At 67.0% G+C, this 18,041-nt stretch carries 14 protein-coding genes and 3 pseudogenes; 9 read left to right on the top strand and 8 right to left on the bottom strand.

Going from position 1 to position 18,041, the window contains the following annotated elements; translation table 11 throughout:
* Window positions 1–314, bottom strand: a 314-nt coding sequence (locus tag ABZT03_RS17405; RefSeq protein WP_356039919.1) for an IS110 family transposase, incomplete at its 3' end; no start/stop codon positions are given.
* 235 nt (window positions 315–549) lie between these two features.
* On the opposite strand from ABZT03_RS17405, the pseudogene ABZT03_RS17400 reads away from it, so the two are divergent.
* From ABZT03_RS17400 to ABZT03_RS17380, 5 genes and pseudogenes are all read left to right on the top strand, one after another.
* A pseudogene (locus ABZT03_RS17400) lies at window positions 550–1,413 on the top strand (IS1380 family transposase); the annotation flags it as partial.
* 565 nt (window positions 1,414–1,978) lie between these two features.
* Window positions 1,979–3,928, top strand: a complete 1,950-nt coding sequence (locus ABZT03_RS17395; protein ID WP_356039917.1) for an integrase — start codon at window positions 1,979–1,981, stop codon at window positions 3,926–3,928.
* A 164-nt stretch (window positions 3,929–4,092) separates the two neighbouring features.
* Window positions 4,093–4,554, top strand: a complete 462-nt coding sequence (locus ABZT03_RS17390; protein WP_356039914.1) for a hypothetical protein — start codon at window positions 4,093–4,095, stop codon at window positions 4,552–4,554.
* A gap of 96 nt (window positions 4,555–4,650) precedes the next feature.
* A pseudogene (locus ABZT03_RS17385) lies at window positions 4,651–5,456 on the top strand (transposase family protein).
* 188 nt (window positions 5,457–5,644) lie between these two features.
* A pseudogene (locus tag ABZT03_RS17380) lies at window positions 5,645–5,911 on the top strand (winged helix-turn-helix domain-containing protein); the annotation flags it as partial.
* A gap of 161 nt (window positions 5,912–6,072) precedes the next feature.
* Here ABZT03_RS17380 and ABZT03_RS17375 read toward each other — a convergent pair.
* The 3 genes from ABZT03_RS17375 to ABZT03_RS17365 are packed head-to-tail and all read right to left on the bottom strand — an operon-like array spanning window position 6,073 to window position 8,643.
* A complete protein-coding gene (locus ABZT03_RS17375; protein ID WP_356039912.1) occupies window positions 6,073–7,239 on the bottom strand; it encodes a thiolase family protein in 1,167 nt (388 codons plus the stop codon).
* Between the two features lies 1 nt (window position 7,240).
* Window positions 7,241–7,903 (bottom strand): 3-oxoacid CoA-transferase subunit B, encoded by a 663-nt coding sequence (locus ABZT03_RS17370; protein ID WP_356039909.1) that lies wholly within the window; start codon window positions 7,901–7,903, stop codon window positions 7,241–7,243.
* Window positions 7,900–8,643 (bottom strand): 3-oxoacid CoA-transferase subunit A, encoded by a 744-nt coding sequence (locus ABZT03_RS17365; protein WP_356039906.1) that lies wholly within the window; start codon window positions 8,641–8,643, stop codon window positions 7,900–7,902. Before ABZT03_RS17365 ends, ABZT03_RS17370 begins: the two co-directional genes overlap by 4 nt.
* A 308-nt stretch (window positions 8,644–8,951) precedes the next feature.
* On the opposite strand from ABZT03_RS17365, the gene ABZT03_RS17360 reads away from it, so the two are divergent.
* Entirely contained in the window at window positions 8,952–9,545 is a 594-nt protein-coding gene (locus ABZT03_RS17360) for a CGNR zinc finger domain-containing protein (protein ID WP_356039904.1), read from the top strand.
* A 35-nt stretch (window positions 9,546–9,580) separates the two neighbouring features.
* Here ABZT03_RS17360 and ABZT03_RS17355 read toward each other — a convergent pair whose 3' ends face one another.
* Window positions 9,581–10,429, bottom strand: a complete 849-nt coding sequence (locus tag ABZT03_RS17355; RefSeq protein WP_356039901.1) for an MBL fold metallo-hydrolase — start codon at window positions 10,427–10,429, stop codon at window positions 9,581–9,583.
* Between the two features lie 162 nt (window positions 10,430–10,591).
* Here ABZT03_RS17355 and ABZT03_RS17350 point away from each other — a divergent pair, with 162 nt between their 5' ends.
* Together ABZT03_RS17350 and ABZT03_RS17345 are read left to right on the top strand one after the other, a co-directional pair.
* Entirely contained in the window at window positions 10,592–11,767 is a 1,176-nt protein-coding gene (locus ABZT03_RS17350) for an alpha/beta hydrolase (protein WP_356039899.1), read from the top strand.
* A gap of 2 nt (window positions 11,768–11,769) precedes the next feature.
* The gene (locus ABZT03_RS17345; protein WP_356039897.1) at window positions 11,770–12,687 is read left to right on the top strand and encodes an alpha/beta hydrolase; all 918 of its coding nucleotides are present in this window, start codon (window positions 11,770–11,772) and stop codon (window positions 12,685–12,687) included.
* A gap of 509 nt (window positions 12,688–13,196) precedes the next feature.
* On the opposite strand, the gene ABZT03_RS17340 is transcribed toward ABZT03_RS17345, so the two are convergent.
* Window positions 13,197–13,979, bottom strand: coding sequence for an MBL fold metallo-hydrolase (locus tag ABZT03_RS17340; protein WP_356039895.1), 783 nt, complete (start codon window positions 13,977–13,979; stop codon window positions 13,197–13,199).
* A gap of 292 nt (window positions 13,980–14,271) precedes the next feature.
* On the opposite strand from ABZT03_RS17340, the gene ABZT03_RS17335 reads away from it, so the two are divergent.
* Entirely contained in the window at window positions 14,272–15,096 is an 825-nt protein-coding gene (locus ABZT03_RS17335) for an AraC family transcriptional regulator (protein WP_356039892.1), read from the top strand.
* Between the two features lie 381 nt (window positions 15,097–15,477).
* Here the strand turns inward: ABZT03_RS17335 and ABZT03_RS17330 are convergent, their stop codons facing one another.
* Both ABZT03_RS17330 and ABZT03_RS17325 read right to left on the bottom strand, forming a co-directional pair.
* On the bottom strand, window positions 15,478–16,749 hold the full coding sequence (locus ABZT03_RS17330; protein WP_356039889.1) for an aldehyde dehydrogenase family protein: 1,272 nt from the start codon (window positions 16,747–16,749) through the stop codon (window positions 15,478–15,480).
* 147 nt (window positions 16,750–16,896) lie between these two features.
* Window positions 16,897–17,997, bottom strand: coding sequence for an NAD(P)-dependent alcohol dehydrogenase (locus ABZT03_RS17325; protein ID WP_356039886.1), 1,101 nt, complete (start codon window positions 17,995–17,997; stop codon window positions 16,897–16,899).
* Window positions 17,998–18,041: the final 44 nt, after the last annotated feature.

The following is an 18,041-nucleotide window of genomic DNA, read 5'->3' as shown; positions in this document are numbered from 1 at the left end:
ACCGCGTCCTTGGCATCGGTCTTGCCGGTGCCCCGGTAGCCGGCCGAGGCCCGGTTGACCGCGAGGCCGGGTATGTAGAGCAGCTGCTGTCCGTGATTGAGCAGCACGCTGATCAGCAAGGTGGCCATGCCCTCGGTGACGTCGACCGCCCATACAACGTCCTCGTTGATGGCCAGCACGTCGGCGAGCAGGGCGAGCAGTTCCGGCTCGTCGTTCAGCACGCGGCGCGACAGCAGCCGCCTGCCTTCGGCGTCCAGGACCACGCAGTGGTGATGGGTCTTGCCGATGTCCACGCCCGCCCAAATCTGGGGCACGGTTTCCTCCGGTTCGTCGGTGTGCGCTGTTCTCCCGAACGACCTCGCCGACGTGGTCCTACTCAGCGACACACCCGCAGGTGCTCGCGGCTCCTAATCAGCGGCCGAGTCGTCGTGAGACACCGGGCGGCCAGGTGATGGGAACCATCGAGTGCAACCCGCTGAAAGCCATACCCGGTGTCTCTGGGCCTCTGGACCTTACGACAGCCCGTCCAACCCACCAACAACGTAGGACCCGCTGATGGGGTTCGTCGATCACGGGCCGGGCGGCACGGGTGAACCGGTCGCGGCCCTGCTCCGACCAGGCAATGCGGGATCGAACACGGCCACCGACCACATCACCGCCGCCCAACTGGCCCTGGCCCAGCTGCCGAAGAAGTACCGGCGCGGGCGCCGGACCCTGATCCGCACCGACTCTGCGGGCGGCACCCACGACTTCGTCGCCTGGCTCGCCCGGCGGGGACGGTGGCTGTCCTACTCGGTCGGCATGGTGATCACCGACGCCATCCACCAGCATGTGCTGCAGGTTCCCGCCCCGGCCTGGACACCGGCCGTCGAGGCGGACGGCGAGATCCGCGACGGCGCCTGGGTAGCCGAACTCACCGGCGGCGTCCTGGACGGCTGGCCCAAGGGCATGCGGCTGATCGTCCGCAAGGAAAGACCGCACCCCGGGGCCCAGTTGCGGCTCACGGACGCGGACGGCATGCGTCTGACCTGTTTCGCCACCAACACATCGGGCCGGCCGATCACCGAACTCGAGCTCCGTCACCGGCTGCGAGCGAGGGCCGAGGACCGCATCCGGGCCGCCCGGGCCACCGGCCTGCGAAATCTTCCTCTGCACCGCACCGCCCAGAACCGGATCTGGCTGGAGATCGTGCAGATCGCGCTCGACCTGCTGGCCTGGATGCCGATGCTCGCCCTGACCGGCAAAGCCAGGCTATGGGAACCCCGCCGCCTGCGGCTCCGGCTGTTCAGCGCAGCCGGACAGCTCGTCACCACCGGCCGTCGGCGGATCCTCCGCCTGGCCCGGCACTGGCCTTGGACCAGCCACATCACCGCCGCCCTCGAACGGCTCGCACTCCTGCCGAACCCAGGCTGACCAGCAAATTCCCCGTCCCTACGACAGCAGCTCAACACCCGGAGCAGTGGAACCCGGCGCCACCCCGAGACGACACTCGGGCCTCCGGCCTGCCCAGCGTCAGCCCGCGGCACGAAAACGGGCCACCGACTCCGTCGGCGGCCCGTCACGAAACTTCGAGGCTAATCACCGGCTCAGGCACGGCCCAGGTCGTCAATGTCAAACCAGCAGAGCTACTTGCCGATCCCAAGATCGCACGAGCTCTTGCCTGGCCTGGTGAGCTCATCCGGCAACATGGATGGGCGTATGAAATTTGGTCGGGCGACGATCCCGTCCTCTTGAAGAACGTTCGGTTCCTTGCCGCATACCGACGGCCCGGCGTAGTTCCCACCGAGGAGATAGACCTGGCGTGGGAAACGGTGCAGGACGGTGAGCAACTGGCATCGGCTGAGCACCGGCTGGCCAAGGTACTCGATCGGGAGCTCCACGAAGCCCGTCCCCCGATCCTGTCTCTGGTGTGGGCAGGACGGCTGAGCACGGACTTGACCTTGCCCCTGTCTGGCGAGTGGATTCTGCGGAGGTCCCGGTGACCGGATGGACAACATCACTTCGGATCGGGCTGCCGTTGGTCTACGACGGCCAGCAGTGCACCATCGCCGAGCTCGACGGACGCCGCGTTCTGTTGCAACACGCAGGTCCGGACAGCCGGCCGCAGTGGCGCCAGGTGGACCTCGCCCTGCTTCTCAGCCATCCGTCAACTGAGTTCCTGGTTCCCGCTCCGCCGCAGCAATCAGGCACGGCCGCACTCTTTGGCAGCCTTTGCGAGGAGGAGGACGAAGAAGTCACGGTCCGCTACCAGCATGTTCAGGAGGTGCGTTTCAGCTACAAGTTGGGCTCGCCCGAGTTGGCTCTCGCCGGCGAGCCTCGCCCGGATTACGCGCCCGGCGTCCCCTTGATGCGTCGCTATGAGGCCAAAGCACGAGAACTCGGAGTGGACCCGGCCACCGTGCGCCGATGGGTGGCCAAGGTCAAAGAAGAAGGCCCCGCCGGTCTGGTAAGCAGGGGCCGAGCCACACACATCCTCGATCGAGTCGACCCTCGTTGGCTGGATTTGGCCCGCACCGTCCTCAAAGAGCGGGAAAAGGAAAGCCGCCCCGTGAAGAATCTCATCCTGATCGAGATCGAGGAACGCCTGACCAATAAGCACGGTCGAAACTCGGTAAAGATTCCGAAACGCAGCACCGCCTACGATCTTCTGAGGGAACTTGCCCGGGGGACGAACGCCTTCGACGGCAGCACCAAGGGAAAGCGCTCCATCGCGCAGAGGCCACAAGGGGTATACGGAAAACTGCGGGCCACACGACCGGGCGAGTACGTCATCCTCGACACCAACAGTCTCGATGTGTTCGCCATGGAACCCATCACCTGCCGATGGGTGAGGTGCGAGCTTACGGTGGCGATGGATCTTTACAGCCGCTGCATCTGCGGACTGCGTGTGACTCCCGTGTCGACGAAGTCCGTCGATGTCGCCGGGGTACTGTACGAAACCATCCGCTCACGCGGACCAGCCAAGAGCGGCTCTGCGAATGAAACACTGCCCTATTGCGGGGTGCCTTCCGCGGTAGTGCTGGACGCTGAAAAGCTTGTGGATGCCGAGGGTAACCGCCTGCTGCCCAGTGTCGCGGCTGAGGCGATCGTGTACGACCACGGCACCATCTACGTGTCCAACCATATCGAGAGCGTGTGCGCCAAGCTGGATATCACCCTGCAGCCGGCCCGTCCGCATACCCCGACCGACAAGCCGGTCGAGCGCTGGTTTCGCACCCTCAGTGAGGGACTGTTGGCAGCATTGCCCGGTTACAAGGGGCCCGACGTCTACAGCCGCGGCGAAAAGGTGGAGGAAGAGGCCTACTTCTTCGTGGACGAGCTTGAAGCCGTAATCCGAGAGTGGATCACACTGATCTATCATCGGCGTCACCACCGAGGATTGAAGATCCCGGAGATTCCTGGGCTGAAGCTGAGCCCGCTGGAGATGTACGAGCACGGCATCATGCGTGCTGGTCCGCTGCGCATTCCCTCGCGCCCGGGACTTGCCCTCGAATTCCTAGAGGAAGAGTGGTGCACGATCCAGCACTATGGAGTCCAGGTCAACACCCTGGTGTACGACGGCCCAGCATTGGAAGGGTTTTATAACCAGACCAGTCCCTATCAGGGCCAGCATGCCGGCAAGCCAACCTTCAAGCCCATGGAATCCATGAACCACTTCAATGGGAACCTCCGCAAGTGTGGCTCCCGACGTTGCCTTGGCCCGGCTTGCCTCCGGAAGACATTGATCGGGAGGAAGTCGCTGAACAGCTGGCATTGCGCCTACCCGTTGACGATGTCTCTCAGGCCGTTGGTATCAGCGACGACAAGTTCCGCCTCTACATTGAGTATTCAACCCCCGCAGACTTGCCCGTGCCGTCAGAACGACCAAGAAGGGTTCGCCGGAAGATCCAGTCGCAGAATCACTGGACGTCGCAGTGGCGGCGTCTGACGCCGGAAGAACTGCATCAGCTGTACGTATCCGAACGTAAGTCAACTCCTCAGATCGCCGCCCTCGTCGGCTGCAGCTCCTCAACCATCGGATTACACCTAGAACAAGCGGGCATCCCCCGACGCCGCAGGAAGGAACCTCTGTGGGCAGCTGATGGAACATTGGTGACGGCAGACTGGCTGAGGCGCCACTATACAGAGCTGGGAAGAACCACAAAGGAAATCGCAAATGAGATTGACTGTCACAATGCTTACGTTTCACAACTGCTCAGACAAGCCGGAATCCCAACCCGACCGCTCTTCGCGGTCTGCAGCCCGTTTGTACGCCTCGGTGTAAAAATTTCGCCCGCCATGATTGCCGTCAGTGAGCTGAGAAACCACGCCCAAAGACTGCGCAACATCGTCCGGCTCCCGGGCCATCATGACATCGCCGCGGCATGTCGGGCTCTTGGTATCCCCAGCAGCAGCATCCGCTACCAGCTTGTCCAGGTCGAGAACGCTGCAGGTTTCGCGATCATCACGCCCACAAAGCCCCTCGATGCGACCCCAGACGGAGCAACTTTTATCGCTGAAGCAAAGCGACTACTTGCCCTTCTCGACCAACGGGCCAATAGCAAACTAACCTGATCTATCGAACAGTTACTGAACCTCTTTCATCCTGTGCCGTGGGGATGAAATGGGCTGGCCAGGTGCGGTGACGTGGCGAAGCCCCTCGTCGTTGGTGTGGTGATCTCACTCAACACGCCGACGGCCGGGGGGCTTCGTTGGTTCCGTATCCTTCCACGCTCGATGTCCCGTACGAGCTGGTCGAGCATGTCTCCTGGCTCATCTGCACCCGAAGGCGTGAACTTCGCACACGCTGGCGGAAGTTGAGCTGCTTCAAGCAAGCTCTGCTGACACTGGCCCATCTACGGAAGAACGAGACGTTCGCACAAGTCGGTGCCGGGTTCGGGGTATCGGAGGCAACGGCCTGGCGTTACGTCGACGAGACACTCGAAGTCCTGGCCTCCTGGGCGCCGGGTCTGCACGAGGCCCTCGTCGGGCTCGGCGAAGGAGACTTCGTCATCGTCGACGGCACGCTCATCCCCACCGACCGTATCGCCGCAGACCAGCCGTACTACTCGCAGAAGCACAAGCAGCACGGCATGAATGTCCAGGTCGTCGCACGCCCGGACGGCACCCCACTGTGGTTCTCCCGCGCGACACCGGGCCGCACGCACGACCTGACCGCGGCCCGCGCGCACGGCATCGTCCAAGCCTGCCTCACCCGGCAGATCCTGGTCCTGGCCGACCGGGCCTACCAGGGTGCCGGCGCCACCTTCCGCACCCCCTACTACCACCACAGCGAACAGCCCGAGCACTACCAGCAGTTCAACCGCGACCATGCCCGGCTGCGAGCTCCGGGAGAACGCGCCTTCGCACAGCTGAAGTCCTGGCGGCTGTTACGGCGAGCCCGATGTTCAACCCGGCGTATCGGCACCATCGTCCGAGCCATCCACACACTCATGACCTGCGGCTATTCAGGATGAAAGAGGTTCACTGAGCTTGAAGTCGGGTTGTCGTTGCGGGTGACAGGGCTTGATCCTCGCGGTACGCCGTTGTCATGAGGTACACGCAGAGCGGGATGAGCGCCGCGAGTTCCGCGAGGGCATTCGGCTGATGACCGCTGAGCGGTTCGCTCTGGGGGAGCCGAATTCGGTGATCGCGGCGCTTCCACAAGTGCTACACCCTATGGGGCGTACGCAAGCTGCTGATCCGGCACGGGTTCTCCTGCCAGGTGCCAGCCAGGCGGGCCGTCGAACGCGACGAGGGGAAGGTCACCGGCTGGGTGAAGGAAACCTGGCCGCAGATGGAAGGACCGCGGCGACGCTCGATACGTGGATCGTCTTCGAGTTGCGCCGCGAGGCGCTGTGTTTCGTGTGGAGGTGAGAGACCGTCGCCGCCGACCTGTCGTAGCAGGGAGGTGGAGCTTAGAGCAGCCTGATCCGGGTGATGCCGGGGAGGGCGGGAGCGGCCCCATCGGCGGCGGGCGAAGTCGCTCAGGGCCCCGCCAAGGCTGTGCCGACGGGATAGCCGGTGTCGCCGCCGTCTATCGCTCGGTGCAAAGACGCTGCGACCGGCTCCGGCCCTCAGCTCGGCCACCCTTTACCTCTCGAGGACGACAGCGAGACCTTGGCCAACGCCGATGCAGATGGCGACGACGGCGATGCCACAGCCCCGGCGGGCGAGTTCGTGGGCCGCGCGACCGATGATGCGTCCACCGGACGCACCGAGCGGGTGCCCCATCGCGATCGCCCCTCCGTGCGCGTTCACCTTCTGCGGGTCGAGATCGCTCCACAGGCGCAGACAAGCAAGCGACTGCGCCGCGAAGGCCTCGTTCAGCTCGACCAGGTCCACGTCGGCCCAGGTGCGCCCGGCACGGGCGAGTGCACGGTTGGCCGCCTCGACTGGAGCGACTCCGAAGACGTCGGGGTCGTTGCCGAAGGCCGCACGGCCTGCGATGCGGGCGAGGGGTTCGCCGTCGAGCACACCCTCGCGGGCGACGAGCACGGCGGAGGCGCCGTCGTTGATGGGCGACGAGTTGCCGACGGTCACCGTGCCGCCCGCGGCGAACGCGGGGCGCAAGCCGGCGAGTACCTCGACAGTGGATTCGTCACGGATGCTTTCGTCGCGGGCGAGACGATGACCGTCGACCTGGACGATCTCGCGGTCGAAGATGCCGTCCGCCCATGCTCGGGCGGCCAGACGATGGCTGCGCGCCGCGAACGCGTCCTGCTCCTCACGAGAGATCCGGTGGATTTCGGCGAGCTTCTCTGCACTCTCGCCGTTGGAGATCGTCCATTCGTTCGGCAGGCGGGGGTTGACCATGCGCCATCCGATCGATGTGTTCCACATCGTCTGGTTGCCCGCGGGGAAGGGCTTGGTGCTCTTCTCGACGACGTACGGTGCACGGCTCATCGACTCCACGCCGCCCGCGAGCACGATGTCGGCGTCTCCTGCCTCGACGGCTCGTGACGCCTGGATGACGGCCTCGACCGAGGACCCGCACAGCCGGTTGACCGTGACTCCCGTGACTGTGGTGGGAAAGCCGGCGAGCAGCGCGCCGAACCGTGCGACGTCGCGGTTGTCCTCGCCCGCCTGATTCGCATCGCCGAAAATCACGTCGTCGATACGCGCGGGATCCAAGCCCGTACGCTCGACGGTCGCGCGCATGACGATCGCGGCGAGGTCGTCGGGGCGCACGTCGGCGAGGGCCTTGCCGTACCGTCCGAAGGGGGTACGGACGGCGTCGTACACGAAGCTCGCGGGCATGTCAGACACCTTCCAGGGATGCCGCAGCGTCGGCGAGGTCGAGGCCGGTCAGGGCGGCGAGGGAGTCCACCGTGTTGTCGCCGAACGTCTCGCGCACGCGCAGTCCGTCGGGCGTGACGTCGAACACCGCGTGATCGGTGTAGACGCGGGTGACGCAGCGCACTCCAGTCAGGGGGTAGGTGCAGGCGGCGACGAGTTTTGGCGTGCCCTGCTTGGTGAGCAGGTCGGTCATCACGTAGACCGACTTCGCGCCGATGGCGAGATCCATCGCTCCGCCGACGGCGGGGATCGCGCCGGGCTCGCCGGTCGACCAGTTCGCGAGATCGCCGGTCTCCGACACCTGGAACGCGCCGAGCACACACACGTCCAGGTGGCCACCGCGCATCATCGCGAAGGAGTCGGCGTGGTGGAAATACGCCGAGCCCGGCAGCGCGGTGACCGGCTGCTTGCCGGCGTTAATCAGGTCGGGGTCGACGGTGCCGGGCTCGGGTGCGGGTCCCATGCCGAGCATCCCGTTCTCGGTGTGCAGGACGAACTCCGTGTCGTCCGGCAGGTAGTTGGCCACCAGGGTGGGGGCGCCGATACCGAGGTTCACGACCGATCCCTCGGGGATGTCGGCCGCGATGCGACGCGCGAGGTCGGGGCGGCTGATGCGCGTGCTCATCGGCTCTCCTCCTGCACCAGCGGGTGTCCCTCGATGTCGACGCCGCCGACGAACACGCCGTCGTCGAGCCAGCGGCGTTCTCCCACCGCGACGACGTGGTCGATGAAGATGCCGGGCGTCACGACGGTCTCGGGGTCGATGTCGCCGAGCGGCACGATCTGGTCGACCTGGGCGATGGTGGTGGCCGCCGCGGCCGCCATGATCGGGCCGAAGTTGCGGGCGGTCTCGCGGTAGACGAGGTTGCCCCAGCGGTCGGCCCGCAGGGCGCTGATCAGGGCGACATCAGCTCGGATCGGGTACTCGAGCACATAGTCGCGGCCGTCGATCGTGCGCACCTCCTTGCCCTCCGCAAGCTGCGTGCCGACGCCCGTCGGCGAGAAGAACGCGCCGATACCCGCGCCGGCGGCGCGGATGCGTTCGGCGAGATTCCCCTGCGGGACGAGCTCCAGCTCGATGTCTCCCGCGCGGTAGAGGCCGTCGAACACCCACGAGTCTCCTTGCCTCGGGAACGAGCAGATGATCTTCCGTACCCTTCGCGCCGCCAGGAGCGCGGCAAGTCCCGTGTCGCCGTTGCCCGCGTTGTTGTTGACGACGGTCAGGTCACGTGCGCCATGGGAGATGAGTGCGTCGATCAGCTCTACCGGCTGGCCCGCGCGGCCGAATCCACCAATCATCACGGTGGCACCGTCACCGATCCCTGAGACAGCGGCCGCGGTGTCATCGACGGTCTTGTCGATCATTGTTTCTCCACGCGTTCGGGCATCGCGCGACCTCTCAAGCGATTTCACATGGCCGGCCCGCGTGGTGACAGTGCACGACGGTCGACACCATCTGACGTAGGCATAGACTCTATGCTTATGTCTTATCACACCGTGGACGCCTCGGACAGGACCGATGAGCGTGAAGCGCGGCACCCCCGGCCTTACGGTCACCGCGCGATGCCGGGCACTCGCTGGTGCTCCCATCGCATGGCATCGCCGTTAGGGTCTTTCTCAGTGACGATCCCGCTCTCCTCGCCAATGAAGACTGGAGCTAATAAACTATGCCTATGTCTGAACTCGCGAGCGAGCGCTATACCGACCGCATCGCCACCGGACCGCTCGTCCTCGTCCAGGAGGTCTTGAACACCCGCGCCGCCGGCAAGCCCGCGCTTGAGGACCTGCTCTCGACTCCGGATGCTGCGACATCATGGCTCTTCGGCGCGCTGGCCGAATGGAGTCGGCGTACGGGGATGCAGGCGCCGACCATCCAGGTCGACGAGCCTGGGCTGGTGCGGCTTCAGCAGCTACGCGCGTCGTTGCAGATAACGGTGTCGGGTGCGGTGCGCGACGCTCCGGTCCGGTCAGCGCCGAAGGGGGTGAGCGGTGCGATCGAGGTGCGGATCGACGCCGATGGCGTCTTCTCGCTTGCGCCGCGCGGCAAGGACGTCGGGTGGGTCGTCGCGGCCGTGCTCAACGAGATCACGAACGCCCAACTGACCGGTACGTGGCGTCGTTTGAAGATGTGCCGTAACCGGGTCTGCTCGGTTGCGTTCTACGACGGTACGAACCCCAACAACGGCGCCTGGCATGACGTGCGCATTTGCGGTAACGCCGTGAACCTTCGAGCCTCGCGGGCCCGTCGGGCGGCCGCGAGCGCGTAGCGCGCCGCAGCCCTCCCGACCGTCGCTCCGACTACTCAGCCTTTGGCTGCCCGGCAGGAGCCCCACAACGCACCGGGATTGATGCGCGACGGGTGCCGCTCCAGCATGTACTCGTAGAGTTCGAGGGTGCTGCCGGTGCGGCGCACCCCGGTGTTGAAATCGAGGATGTAGCGGCGGGTCTCCTCGATGTGACGGGGATCGTCATCGGCGGCCGGATCCTTGTGGCCCGCGACTATCGCGGTCGGCGCCAGCGCATCGACCGTGTCGAGGGCCCTCAGCCACTCGTCCCGCCCCTCGGCGTCCGAGGCCGCGAGCATCAGGTGCACGTTGTTGTAGATCACGTCGCCCGCGACGACCAGGCTCAGGTCGGGCACGTGCAGGCAGGTGGTGTTGTCGCTGTCGGTGTGCCCCAGGCGGACCGGGCGGACCTCCGCCCCGCCCACGGTCAGGACCTCACCCTCCAGCGGTTCGGCGAGCACGAGCCGCTCAGGGATCCGCCCGGGGAACCAGGCGCGCCAGACCGCCTTGAGGACCTCGGGCGAGGACTGGTACGCCATGTCCTGGACGACCTCGGGCAACGCGAAGGCGCGCGCACCCGGGTATTGCTCCAGAACGGCTCCGAGACCGAACCAGTGGTCGCCGTGGCCGTGGGTGACGTACACGCTCGTCACCGGGGCGTCGCGCTCACCGAGCCAGCGGAGCAGGCCCTCGGACTGCGCGGTCGTGAAGAGCGGATCCACCAAGAGCGCCTCTCCCCCGTTCGAGATGAGGATGCTCGACGTCGGTGACCAGGCACGCTCGGTCTGATCGGGCGGCACGTCGGAGTTGGTGGTCGGCATGCCGCCCGCGATGTGCACGGCGTAGGACAAGGCGTTCGACGTCATGGGTGGACTCCTCGGATTCTCGGGTGGTCACGCAGCGCGATGACATTGACATAAGCATAGCCCTCATGCTTACGTCATACTGCTCGCGTCGGCCGAGAATCCCGAGAGCCACCGGCTCCGATTTCGTCGCCGCAAGAGAGCGATCGTCAAAGGAGACACGAGATGAACAGGCCAGCGACGCAGGCGCCGACCGTGGTGCTCGTCCACGGATATCTGGACGACGGCCCCATCTGGAACAGCGTCGGCGCTGTCCTCGACGAGCAGTCGATCCCGTCGATCGCGTTCGAGCTCGCCGGCATGGGTGGGCGTGCCTCGGACCAAGGGCCGTTCACCCTCGCCCGCTGGGCCGACGATCTCGAGAGCCTCGTACGCGCGACGGAGGGTCCCGTCGTGCTGGTCGGCCACAGCATGGGAAGCCAGATCGCCGAGCTCGTCGCCGCCCGCCTGGCCGGGCAGGTGCGTTCGCTCGTCCTGGTCAACCCGATCCCGCTTGCGGGCACCCACCTGCCTCCGGAGCAGCTCGCTCCCTTCCAGGCACCGGATCTCGGCCTCGACGCGCAGCGCGCCTTCCGCGGCGCGCTCGCCACCGCTTTCCCGGCCGAGGAGAACGACCGGCTCGCCCAAGTGGCCCTGCACGTCGACCCGTCGACGATCTCCGACACGGCGACCGCATGGAACAACGGCCACCCGGACGGACAGCAGCCCAGCAAGTTCCACGGGAGCGTCACCGTCCTGCGCGGTGAGAACGACCCCTTCGTCACCGAAGAGATCGTCTCCGCGTATGTCGCGCCCCGCTTCCCAGGCGCCGCCACGCAGACGATCGCCGGCGCAGGTCACTGGGCGCACGCCGAGAACCCGGCGGCGGTCGCCGCCGTCATCACCACGGTCGCCGAGGACAGCGCGTCGAACGCCGCCGACGGCCGCCCGGCCGAGGCCTGGACGAGCGCGTTCGAGCAGCGCACCGAGGATGCCTTCTCGGCGGCGCTCTCGCCGAACGTGCGGATGGAGGCGAGCGCGCTCGCCAAGCCGGTCGAGCGCAAGGAGCACGTCGAGGCCCTCATGGCCGCGGTGAGCTCCGTGTACGAACGGCTCGAGTTCGTCCGGAAGGCGCAGGACGGCCCGCGGACGTATCTGGAGTGGGAGGCCGCCGCGTTCGGCGGCTTCGCGATGAAGGGGATCACGATCCTCACACGTGATGACGAGGGGCTCATCACGGAGATCGCCATCCACCACCGGCCCATCGGCGCCGTGCTGCAGATCAACGCGAAGGTCGGGGGCCCCCTCGTCGAGGCAGGCCTTGTCCCCGCCGAGTACTTCGACTTCACGGAAGGCAAGTGACCATGACTGAACGCATCGACGTGGAGTTCACGGCGGACGGGGGCGTGACGCTGCGCGGCTGGCTCTACCTGCCGGACGCCGAGGGCCCGCGCCCCGCGATCACGATGGCGCACGGATTCGGCGCCAACCGGGAGATGGGCCTCGACCCGTACGCGCGCAAGTTCGCCGACGCCGGGTTCGTGGTGCTCGTCCACGATCACCGCACGTTCGGCGCCAGCGACGGCGAGCCCCGCAACGACGTCGACCCGTGGCATCAGATCGCTGACTGGCGCCGCGCGATCAGCTTCCTGGAGGCCCGCCCGGAGGTCGACGCGGACCGCATCGGAGTGTGGGGCTCGAGCTTCTCGGGCGGCCATGCGATCGTGCTCGGGGCGACCGAGGTGCGGATCAAGTGCGTGGTGTCGCAGGTGCCCACCATCAGCGGATTCGAGCAGTGGCAGCGCAAGGTCCCGCCGGAGCGCATCGCCGCCTTCGAGCTCGCCCAAGCCGACGAGGAACGCGCCCTGGCCGCCGGCGGTGAACTGCAGTACCAGACCTCTATCGGCGACGATCCCACCGACCCGGCCCTGTACAGCAGCCCGGACGCAGTGCGCTTCTACCACGACCTGGTTCCGCCGGGCCGCGAGAACAACACGGTGACGAGGCGCTCCAGCCGGGCCGCGCGGCTGTACGAGCCGGGCGGCTGGATCGCCCGAATCTCACCCAAGCCGCTCATGATGATCGTCGAGACCGGCGAGACGGTGATCCCGACCGACCTCCAACTGGCCGCCTTCGAGCGGGCGCTGGCCCCGAAGGAGCTGGTGCTGCTGCCCGGCGGGCACTTCGACGCCTACAAGGTGCACTTCGAGGAATCCAGCGGGGCCGCGCTGTCCTGGTTCCAAACCCACCTCGACAAGGCCCCGGCCCCAACCGGCTCGTGAGACGGAGGCGGTTCCGGCCGCTGCTGGAACCGCCTGCCCAGACGAGTGACCGCCGCTTCTCTCCCTGGCGGAGCGCTTCCGGAACATGGTTGCCACGGTCACACGCCACCTAGCACGGTCGGCCATGCCATGGGCGCCTCGTCGAGTGCCCTACCAACCCGTTCACCGGCGCCGTGTGTGTACCGGCGCGGACTTGCAGAAGACCCGTCAGCGGCGGCTGTAGCGCCGGTACGGTGCAGGTTGGAGTGCTCGCGTCGGCATCTGAGGCGCGCCCGCGGCGATCGCGGTCGGCGAGCGTCCGCAGGACAGCTGGTTGACGAGCGGAGAGTGCCTCGGACGCGGCCTGTTTCAGGCTCTGACCGCATCGCCGACACCCCACGCCTAGCTGATCGTTTCAGGATGAGATCGGTGTTTCGGTACGCGTTTGGCGATGGTCACCGGCAGGCTCCGTGGGGTGCCTGCTGATCTTGTGTCGGATGAACTGTGGTCGCGCAAAACGCGGGGCGGACTCAGTTCTTGGGGCCGAACATGTAGGCGTTGGCGACGTCGATGAGGGCTGCGCCCTGGTAGGCGGGGTAACGCTCGGTGATGGCCTTCTTGTAGGCGTCGCCGTCGTCACCGAGCAGCTCCCGGCCGGCGTTGACGTAGTCGGTGAGCTCGGCCCAGACGGCGGGGGTGGTCGGCTCGCCGTGGCCGGGCAGGATGGTGTCGTACTCGGTCTCGGCCGCGAAGCGGTCGATGTTGGCCTGCCAGCCGTCGAAGTCCTTGTCCAGGAACCACAGGTGGGTGTGGTTGTAGACGACGTCCTGAGCGACCAGGACACCCTCCTCGGGCAGCTTGATCACGAGGGTGGTGTGGATCTCGCCGCCGGTGACCTTCTCGAACACGAACGGGATGCCGTCGATGACCTCAGTGCCCGGGGTGATCTCCACGGTCGGCGTCACGTCGGCGAGCGGGATCGCGGCGCCGGTGGGCAGGTCCGTCTTGGCCCCCATGGCTACGATCTCCGCGGTGGTCTCCGGCAGCGCGTGCACGGGGACGCCGAAGCGGGCCGCGCCCTGGTAGTGGTCCGGATGCGCATGGCTGACGACGAGGCGGTCGAGCGGCTTGCCCAGGCTCTTGGCGTAGGCGACGACCTCGTCGGCGTAGGCCAGGACGAACTGCGCGTCGACGGCGATGATCCGCGACGGCGTCTCGATCAGCTGGGTGGTGACGCCCAGGCCGTCCTCGGGCGAGACGTAGCTGTGGATGCGGACCTGGCCCTTGTCGATGACCGTGAGGGTGCCGTGCATGACTGTGCTCCTGTCGGAATGCGGATGAGCGGTGATGAGGGGACGCGGGAAGGGGCGGATCGCTGATGGCCGGCCCACGACCGACCATCGGCCGCAACGGACACGGCCGGCTTTCCATCCCACAGGCCCGCGCCCCTGGAACAACTCCATACTGGGACGGAACCGGAGGTTCCGCGAGGTACGCTGCGGTCTCGTGATGGTCCACAGGCGACAAGCACGGCAGACACCCGGTCAACGGGAGACGGGCCTGCCGAAGGTGGCTTTCCAGTCTCCGGCCGGAACCCCGGCGGGCATGGAGGTCATGACCCTGGCCGACTTCCGCGACCGCACCCGTGACTGGCCCTGGCACATCGCCACCCCGCACCGGGCGGACTTCCACGCCCTGATGCTGGTCACCGCCGGCACTCTGCGCCACCGCGTCGACTTCACCGGGTACGTACTGCCGCCCGGTTCCTGGCTGTGGATCCGGCCCGGCCAGGTGCACCAGTGGCAGAACCCTGACCAGGCCGAGGCCGTCCTGATCTTCTTCCAGGAGGACTTCGTCGCCCCCGACACCGCGGAACTGGCCGGACTCGGCACCGGCACCGCCCCGATGCCCTTGTACAGCCCCAATCCTTCGGAGGCCCCCGTACTGGCAGCCGCGGCCGAGCAACTGGCCGCGGAGTTCTCCCAGTCCGGCCGCCATCCGCTGCCGGTGCACACCGCCCTGCTGCACCGCCTGCTCGACGTCGTACTTCTGCGCCTGGCCCACCTGCAACAGCACGGCCAGGCCGCGGAATCCGCCCCCGAGCCCTTCCTGCGCTTCCGCGACGCTGTCGAACGAGGTTTCTCCCGCACTCATCGCATCGACGACTACGCCCGGGAACTCGGCTACTCCACCCGCACCCTCACCCGCGCCACTCAGACCGCGGCGGGCCTCAGCGCCAAGGACTACCTCGACCATCGCCTCGCCCTGGAGGCCAAGCGGCTCCTCGCCCACGGCACCGAACCCGCCTCCACCATCGCAGCCCACCTCGGCTTCACCAGCGCCACCCACTTCGGCAAGTTCTTCCAACGCCACACCGGCCGCACTCCCCTGGCCTTCCGCGCCTCCCAACGTGCGTCGCCGTCTACGTAGCCGCCCATGGCACCTGACCGCGTGAACGAGTTCGGCGAGGGCTGCTTCGGGCGCCGACCCATTGGAGTCACGTGCAACGGATTCCATCCCTTGGGCCAAAAGCCTGACTGGGCCGACCGCGCCGGCTCGAAGGGGGACGTCGAACCCGGTCGCAGCAATTCGCCCCTCCAAGGCCGGTACTTCCGGCTCAGCCTCCGAACACCTCCGGCGGCACGCCCAGTTCCTTGGGTCCGACAAGCCCGGACGAGGGGCCTCAGGTGAGCCAGAGCACCACGGTCTCCTCGCTTCCTCCGGATCAGGCAGATTCAGTATCAGCGTGTCCACCACTCAGGGGGAGGTCCCACAAGCCGTGCGGTGGCCGCTTTTCAATGCCGCATCGGCTCAACTGCGCACCGTCGTCGCCGGTCGCACGACGTACTGGCGTAGATACAGGTCGCGGTAGGTGACGGGGCCTCGGGGGCCGGGGACGCGGTCGATGTTGATGCCGGTTTCCGGCAGGCGCAGGAGCTTGAAGCCGTCGAGGAGGCGTGTGGTGGAGTTCCAGAAGAGGCCTGAGCCGCCGTAGGCGTCCATGAACCGGTCCGCGGTGTCCGGGTCATGGGTGGCGATGGCAGCGGCCAGTCCGGAGGTCTCCTCGTTGGCGATCCGTGCGGCTTGGATTGGGCCGTCGGCCTCGTCGATCGTCACCGTTGCCGCATGCTCGTCATCCAGGGACCACTCGTAACCGCGTGCGTGAGTGTGCGGCGGCAGCGATGCCGCAATGCCCAGGTCCTCGAGGGTCTTCAAAATGCCCGGCAGCAGCTTGCCGTGGACAGCCCGGTCGATGAGGAGCAGATTGAGCCGGTTGCAGACGCCCAGCCGGTCCAGGCTGCTGGTGATCAGTTCGTGCACCAGCTTCTCGTCGGCGTCCGGGGCCACATACAGCACTCCGCCGCCGTCCGCGTGGGCCAGCGTGCGCACACCGTGGCGGGCGGCCTCGCGGCTGAGTTCCCGGGTGCTGTCGCCGCTGCCGCGGAGGATGACCAGAGGGACCGTCTCGGGCAGCGACACCAACGCGTAGGCCGCCGCTCGATCCTCACTCGGCACCAGCTGGATGGCGTCCGGGTTCAGTCCCGCGCCGGCGAGAGCGGGCGTGATGACGTGGGTGATCAAGGCCTGGGAGGAGCGCAGGGCCGCCGAACCGGTGCGCAGTACGCCGCCGTTGCGGGACTTGAGGAACTGGGAGGCGACGTCGAGCGTGACATTCGGACGCGCCTCGAAGTTCGCGCCGATGACCCCTACCGGGCGGCGGCGCTCCAGCAGGACCAGTCCGTCGGGACGCTCCTCGATGACGGTGTCCCGCGGCTCGTGCGACACGTCCGCCAGCGTCCGCAACGCCGCGGCCATGTCCTCCAGGCGTGGGCCGGTCAGCCGCAGGCGATCCTGCAGTGCCGCCGACATCCCGCTCGAGGCGGCCGATCGCAGGTCGTCCTGATTCGCCGCTGTCAGCACGTCGCGTGCCGTCTCCAGCCGCTCCGCCATGGTCCGCAGCGCGGTGTCGATCTCCACGTCCGACGCCCGGGCCAAGTCCGCCGAGCCCTGCGTCGCCCGGACTGCACAGGCGTGAACCGCCTCCTGGACGGAGCGGGGCACGCTCATCTCGTTCCTGCTCACATGGGTCCCTTCATGATCCAGGCGCACTACACGACACATAGGCGACAGGAGGATCGTTCAACAATCCTCAACAAGCGCTATCACTGTAAACCGCCCGGTTTCCGCTGGGCAAGGGAAGGAGTGCCGTTCCTCTCCTGTGCTACGTACTCAAAAGGTGACCACCGGCTTGAGCGTGACCCCGTTCTCGCTGTCCTCGAAGGCTTGGTTGATGTCCTCGAACGCGTAGTGCTTGATGAGCTTGTCGAACGGGAAGCTGCCGGCCTCGTAGAGGGCGATCAGCTGTGGAATCAGTACCTGCGGGACGGCATCGCCCTCGAGGACGAAGCTCACACTGGCGCCGGTGAGCATCGAGCTGCCGATGTCGATGGGCGACTCGGTGCCGGGCTTCGCCAGGCCCACGATGGCGGCATGGCCGAGCAGGCCCATCGAGTCGATCATCTGACGGAAGACGACCTTGTTGCCGGTCGCGTCCAGCGCGTAGTCCGCGCCGCCTCCGGTGATCTCCTTGATGCGCGCGACCGGGTCCTCGTTCCCGCTGTTGATCGTGTGAGTGGCGCCGACGCTCTTGGCGAACTCGAGGCGGCTGTCGACGATGTCGACGGCAATCACCGTCGTGGCGCCCGCGGCCACGGCCGCAAGCAGGCCGGAGAGACCGACCGCGCCCGTACCGAAGAGCACGAAACTCGAGCCGGGCTTCGGCTTGAGCACGTTGAGCACGGCGCCCGCGCCGGTCTGAACGCCGCAACCCAGCGGGCCGAGGATGTCGAGCGGGGCGGTCTCGGACACCTTCACGACGCTCCGCTGGGCCACGTTCGTCACGCCGGCGAAGGAGGACTGTCCGAAGAAGTGGGAGGAGACGGCGGAGCCGTCCTCGGCGCGGAAGGCCGTGCTGCCGTCCTTGCGGGCGCCGCCGAAGTTACGCATGGCGAAGTCGGTGCAGTAGGCGGGGTGGCCGGAGTTGCAACTGTCGCACGCACCGCAGCTGGCGAAGCTGAGCACGACGCGGTCGCCGGGCGCGATGCCGGTGACCGAGGAGCCGACCTTCTCCACGATGCCCGCGCCCTCGTGGCCGAGTACCGCCGGCAGTGGCGTGGGGTACCACTGGTCGCGCACGATCGCGTCGGTGTGACAGATGCCGGTGGCGACCAGGCGCACCTGCACCTCGTCGGGGCGGGGCTCGTCGATCTCGACGTTCTCGATGACCAGCGGCTGTTCCTTGGCGGTCGCGATGGCGGCCTTCACGTTCATGGTGGTTCCTGTCTGTGCATGATGCCTGTGCGCGAGGTGCTCGG

This window comes from Streptomyces sp. NPDC005574, from assembly GCF_040605435.1.
Taxonomy (GTDB): domain Bacteria; phylum Actinomycetota; class Actinomycetes; order Streptomycetales; family Streptomycetaceae; genus Streptomyces.
This window is presented reverse-complemented; position numbering and strand designations above follow the sequence as displayed.

What these genes read in the sequence shown, in the direction of transcription:
- ABZT03_RS17370 (WP_356039909.1), bottom strand. Translation starts at nt 7,903, where the DNA reads ATGAGCACGCGCATCAGCCGCCCCGACCTCGCGCGTCGCATCGCGGCC.
- ABZT03_RS17340 (WP_356039895.1), bottom strand. Translation starts at nt 13,979, where the DNA reads ATGCACGGCACCCTCACGGTCATCGACAAGGGCCAGGTCCGCATCCAC.
- ABZT03_RS17365 (WP_356039906.1), bottom strand. Translation starts at nt 8,643, where the DNA reads ATGATCGACAAGACCGTCGATGACACCGCGGCCGCTGTCTCAGGGATC.
- ABZT03_RS17335 (WP_356039892.1), top strand. Translation starts at nt 14,272, where the DNA reads ATGGAGGTCATGACCCTGGCCGACTTCCGCGACCGCACCCGTGACTGG.
- ABZT03_RS17360 (WP_356039904.1), top strand. Translation starts at nt 8,952, where the DNA reads ATGTCTGAACTCGCGAGCGAGCGCTATACCGACCGCATCGCCACCGGA.
- ABZT03_RS17375 (WP_356039912.1), bottom strand. Translation starts at nt 7,239, where the DNA reads ATGCCCGCGAGCTTCGTGTACGACGCCGTCCGTACCCCCTTCGGACGG.
- ABZT03_RS17325 (WP_356039886.1), bottom strand. Translation starts at nt 17,997, where the DNA reads ATGAACGTGAAGGCCGCCATCGCGACCGCCAAGGAACAGCCGCTGGTC.
- ABZT03_RS17350 (WP_356039899.1), top strand. Translation starts at nt 10,592, where the DNA reads ATGAACAGGCCAGCGACGCAGGCGCCGACCGTGGTGCTCGTCCACGGA.
- ABZT03_RS17355 (WP_356039901.1), bottom strand. Translation starts at nt 10,429, where the DNA reads ATGACGTCGAACGCCTTGTCCTACGCCGTGCACATCGCGGGCGGCATG.
- ABZT03_RS17345 (WP_356039897.1), top strand. Translation starts at nt 11,770, where the DNA reads ATGACTGAACGCATCGACGTGGAGTTCACGGCGGACGGGGGCGTGACG.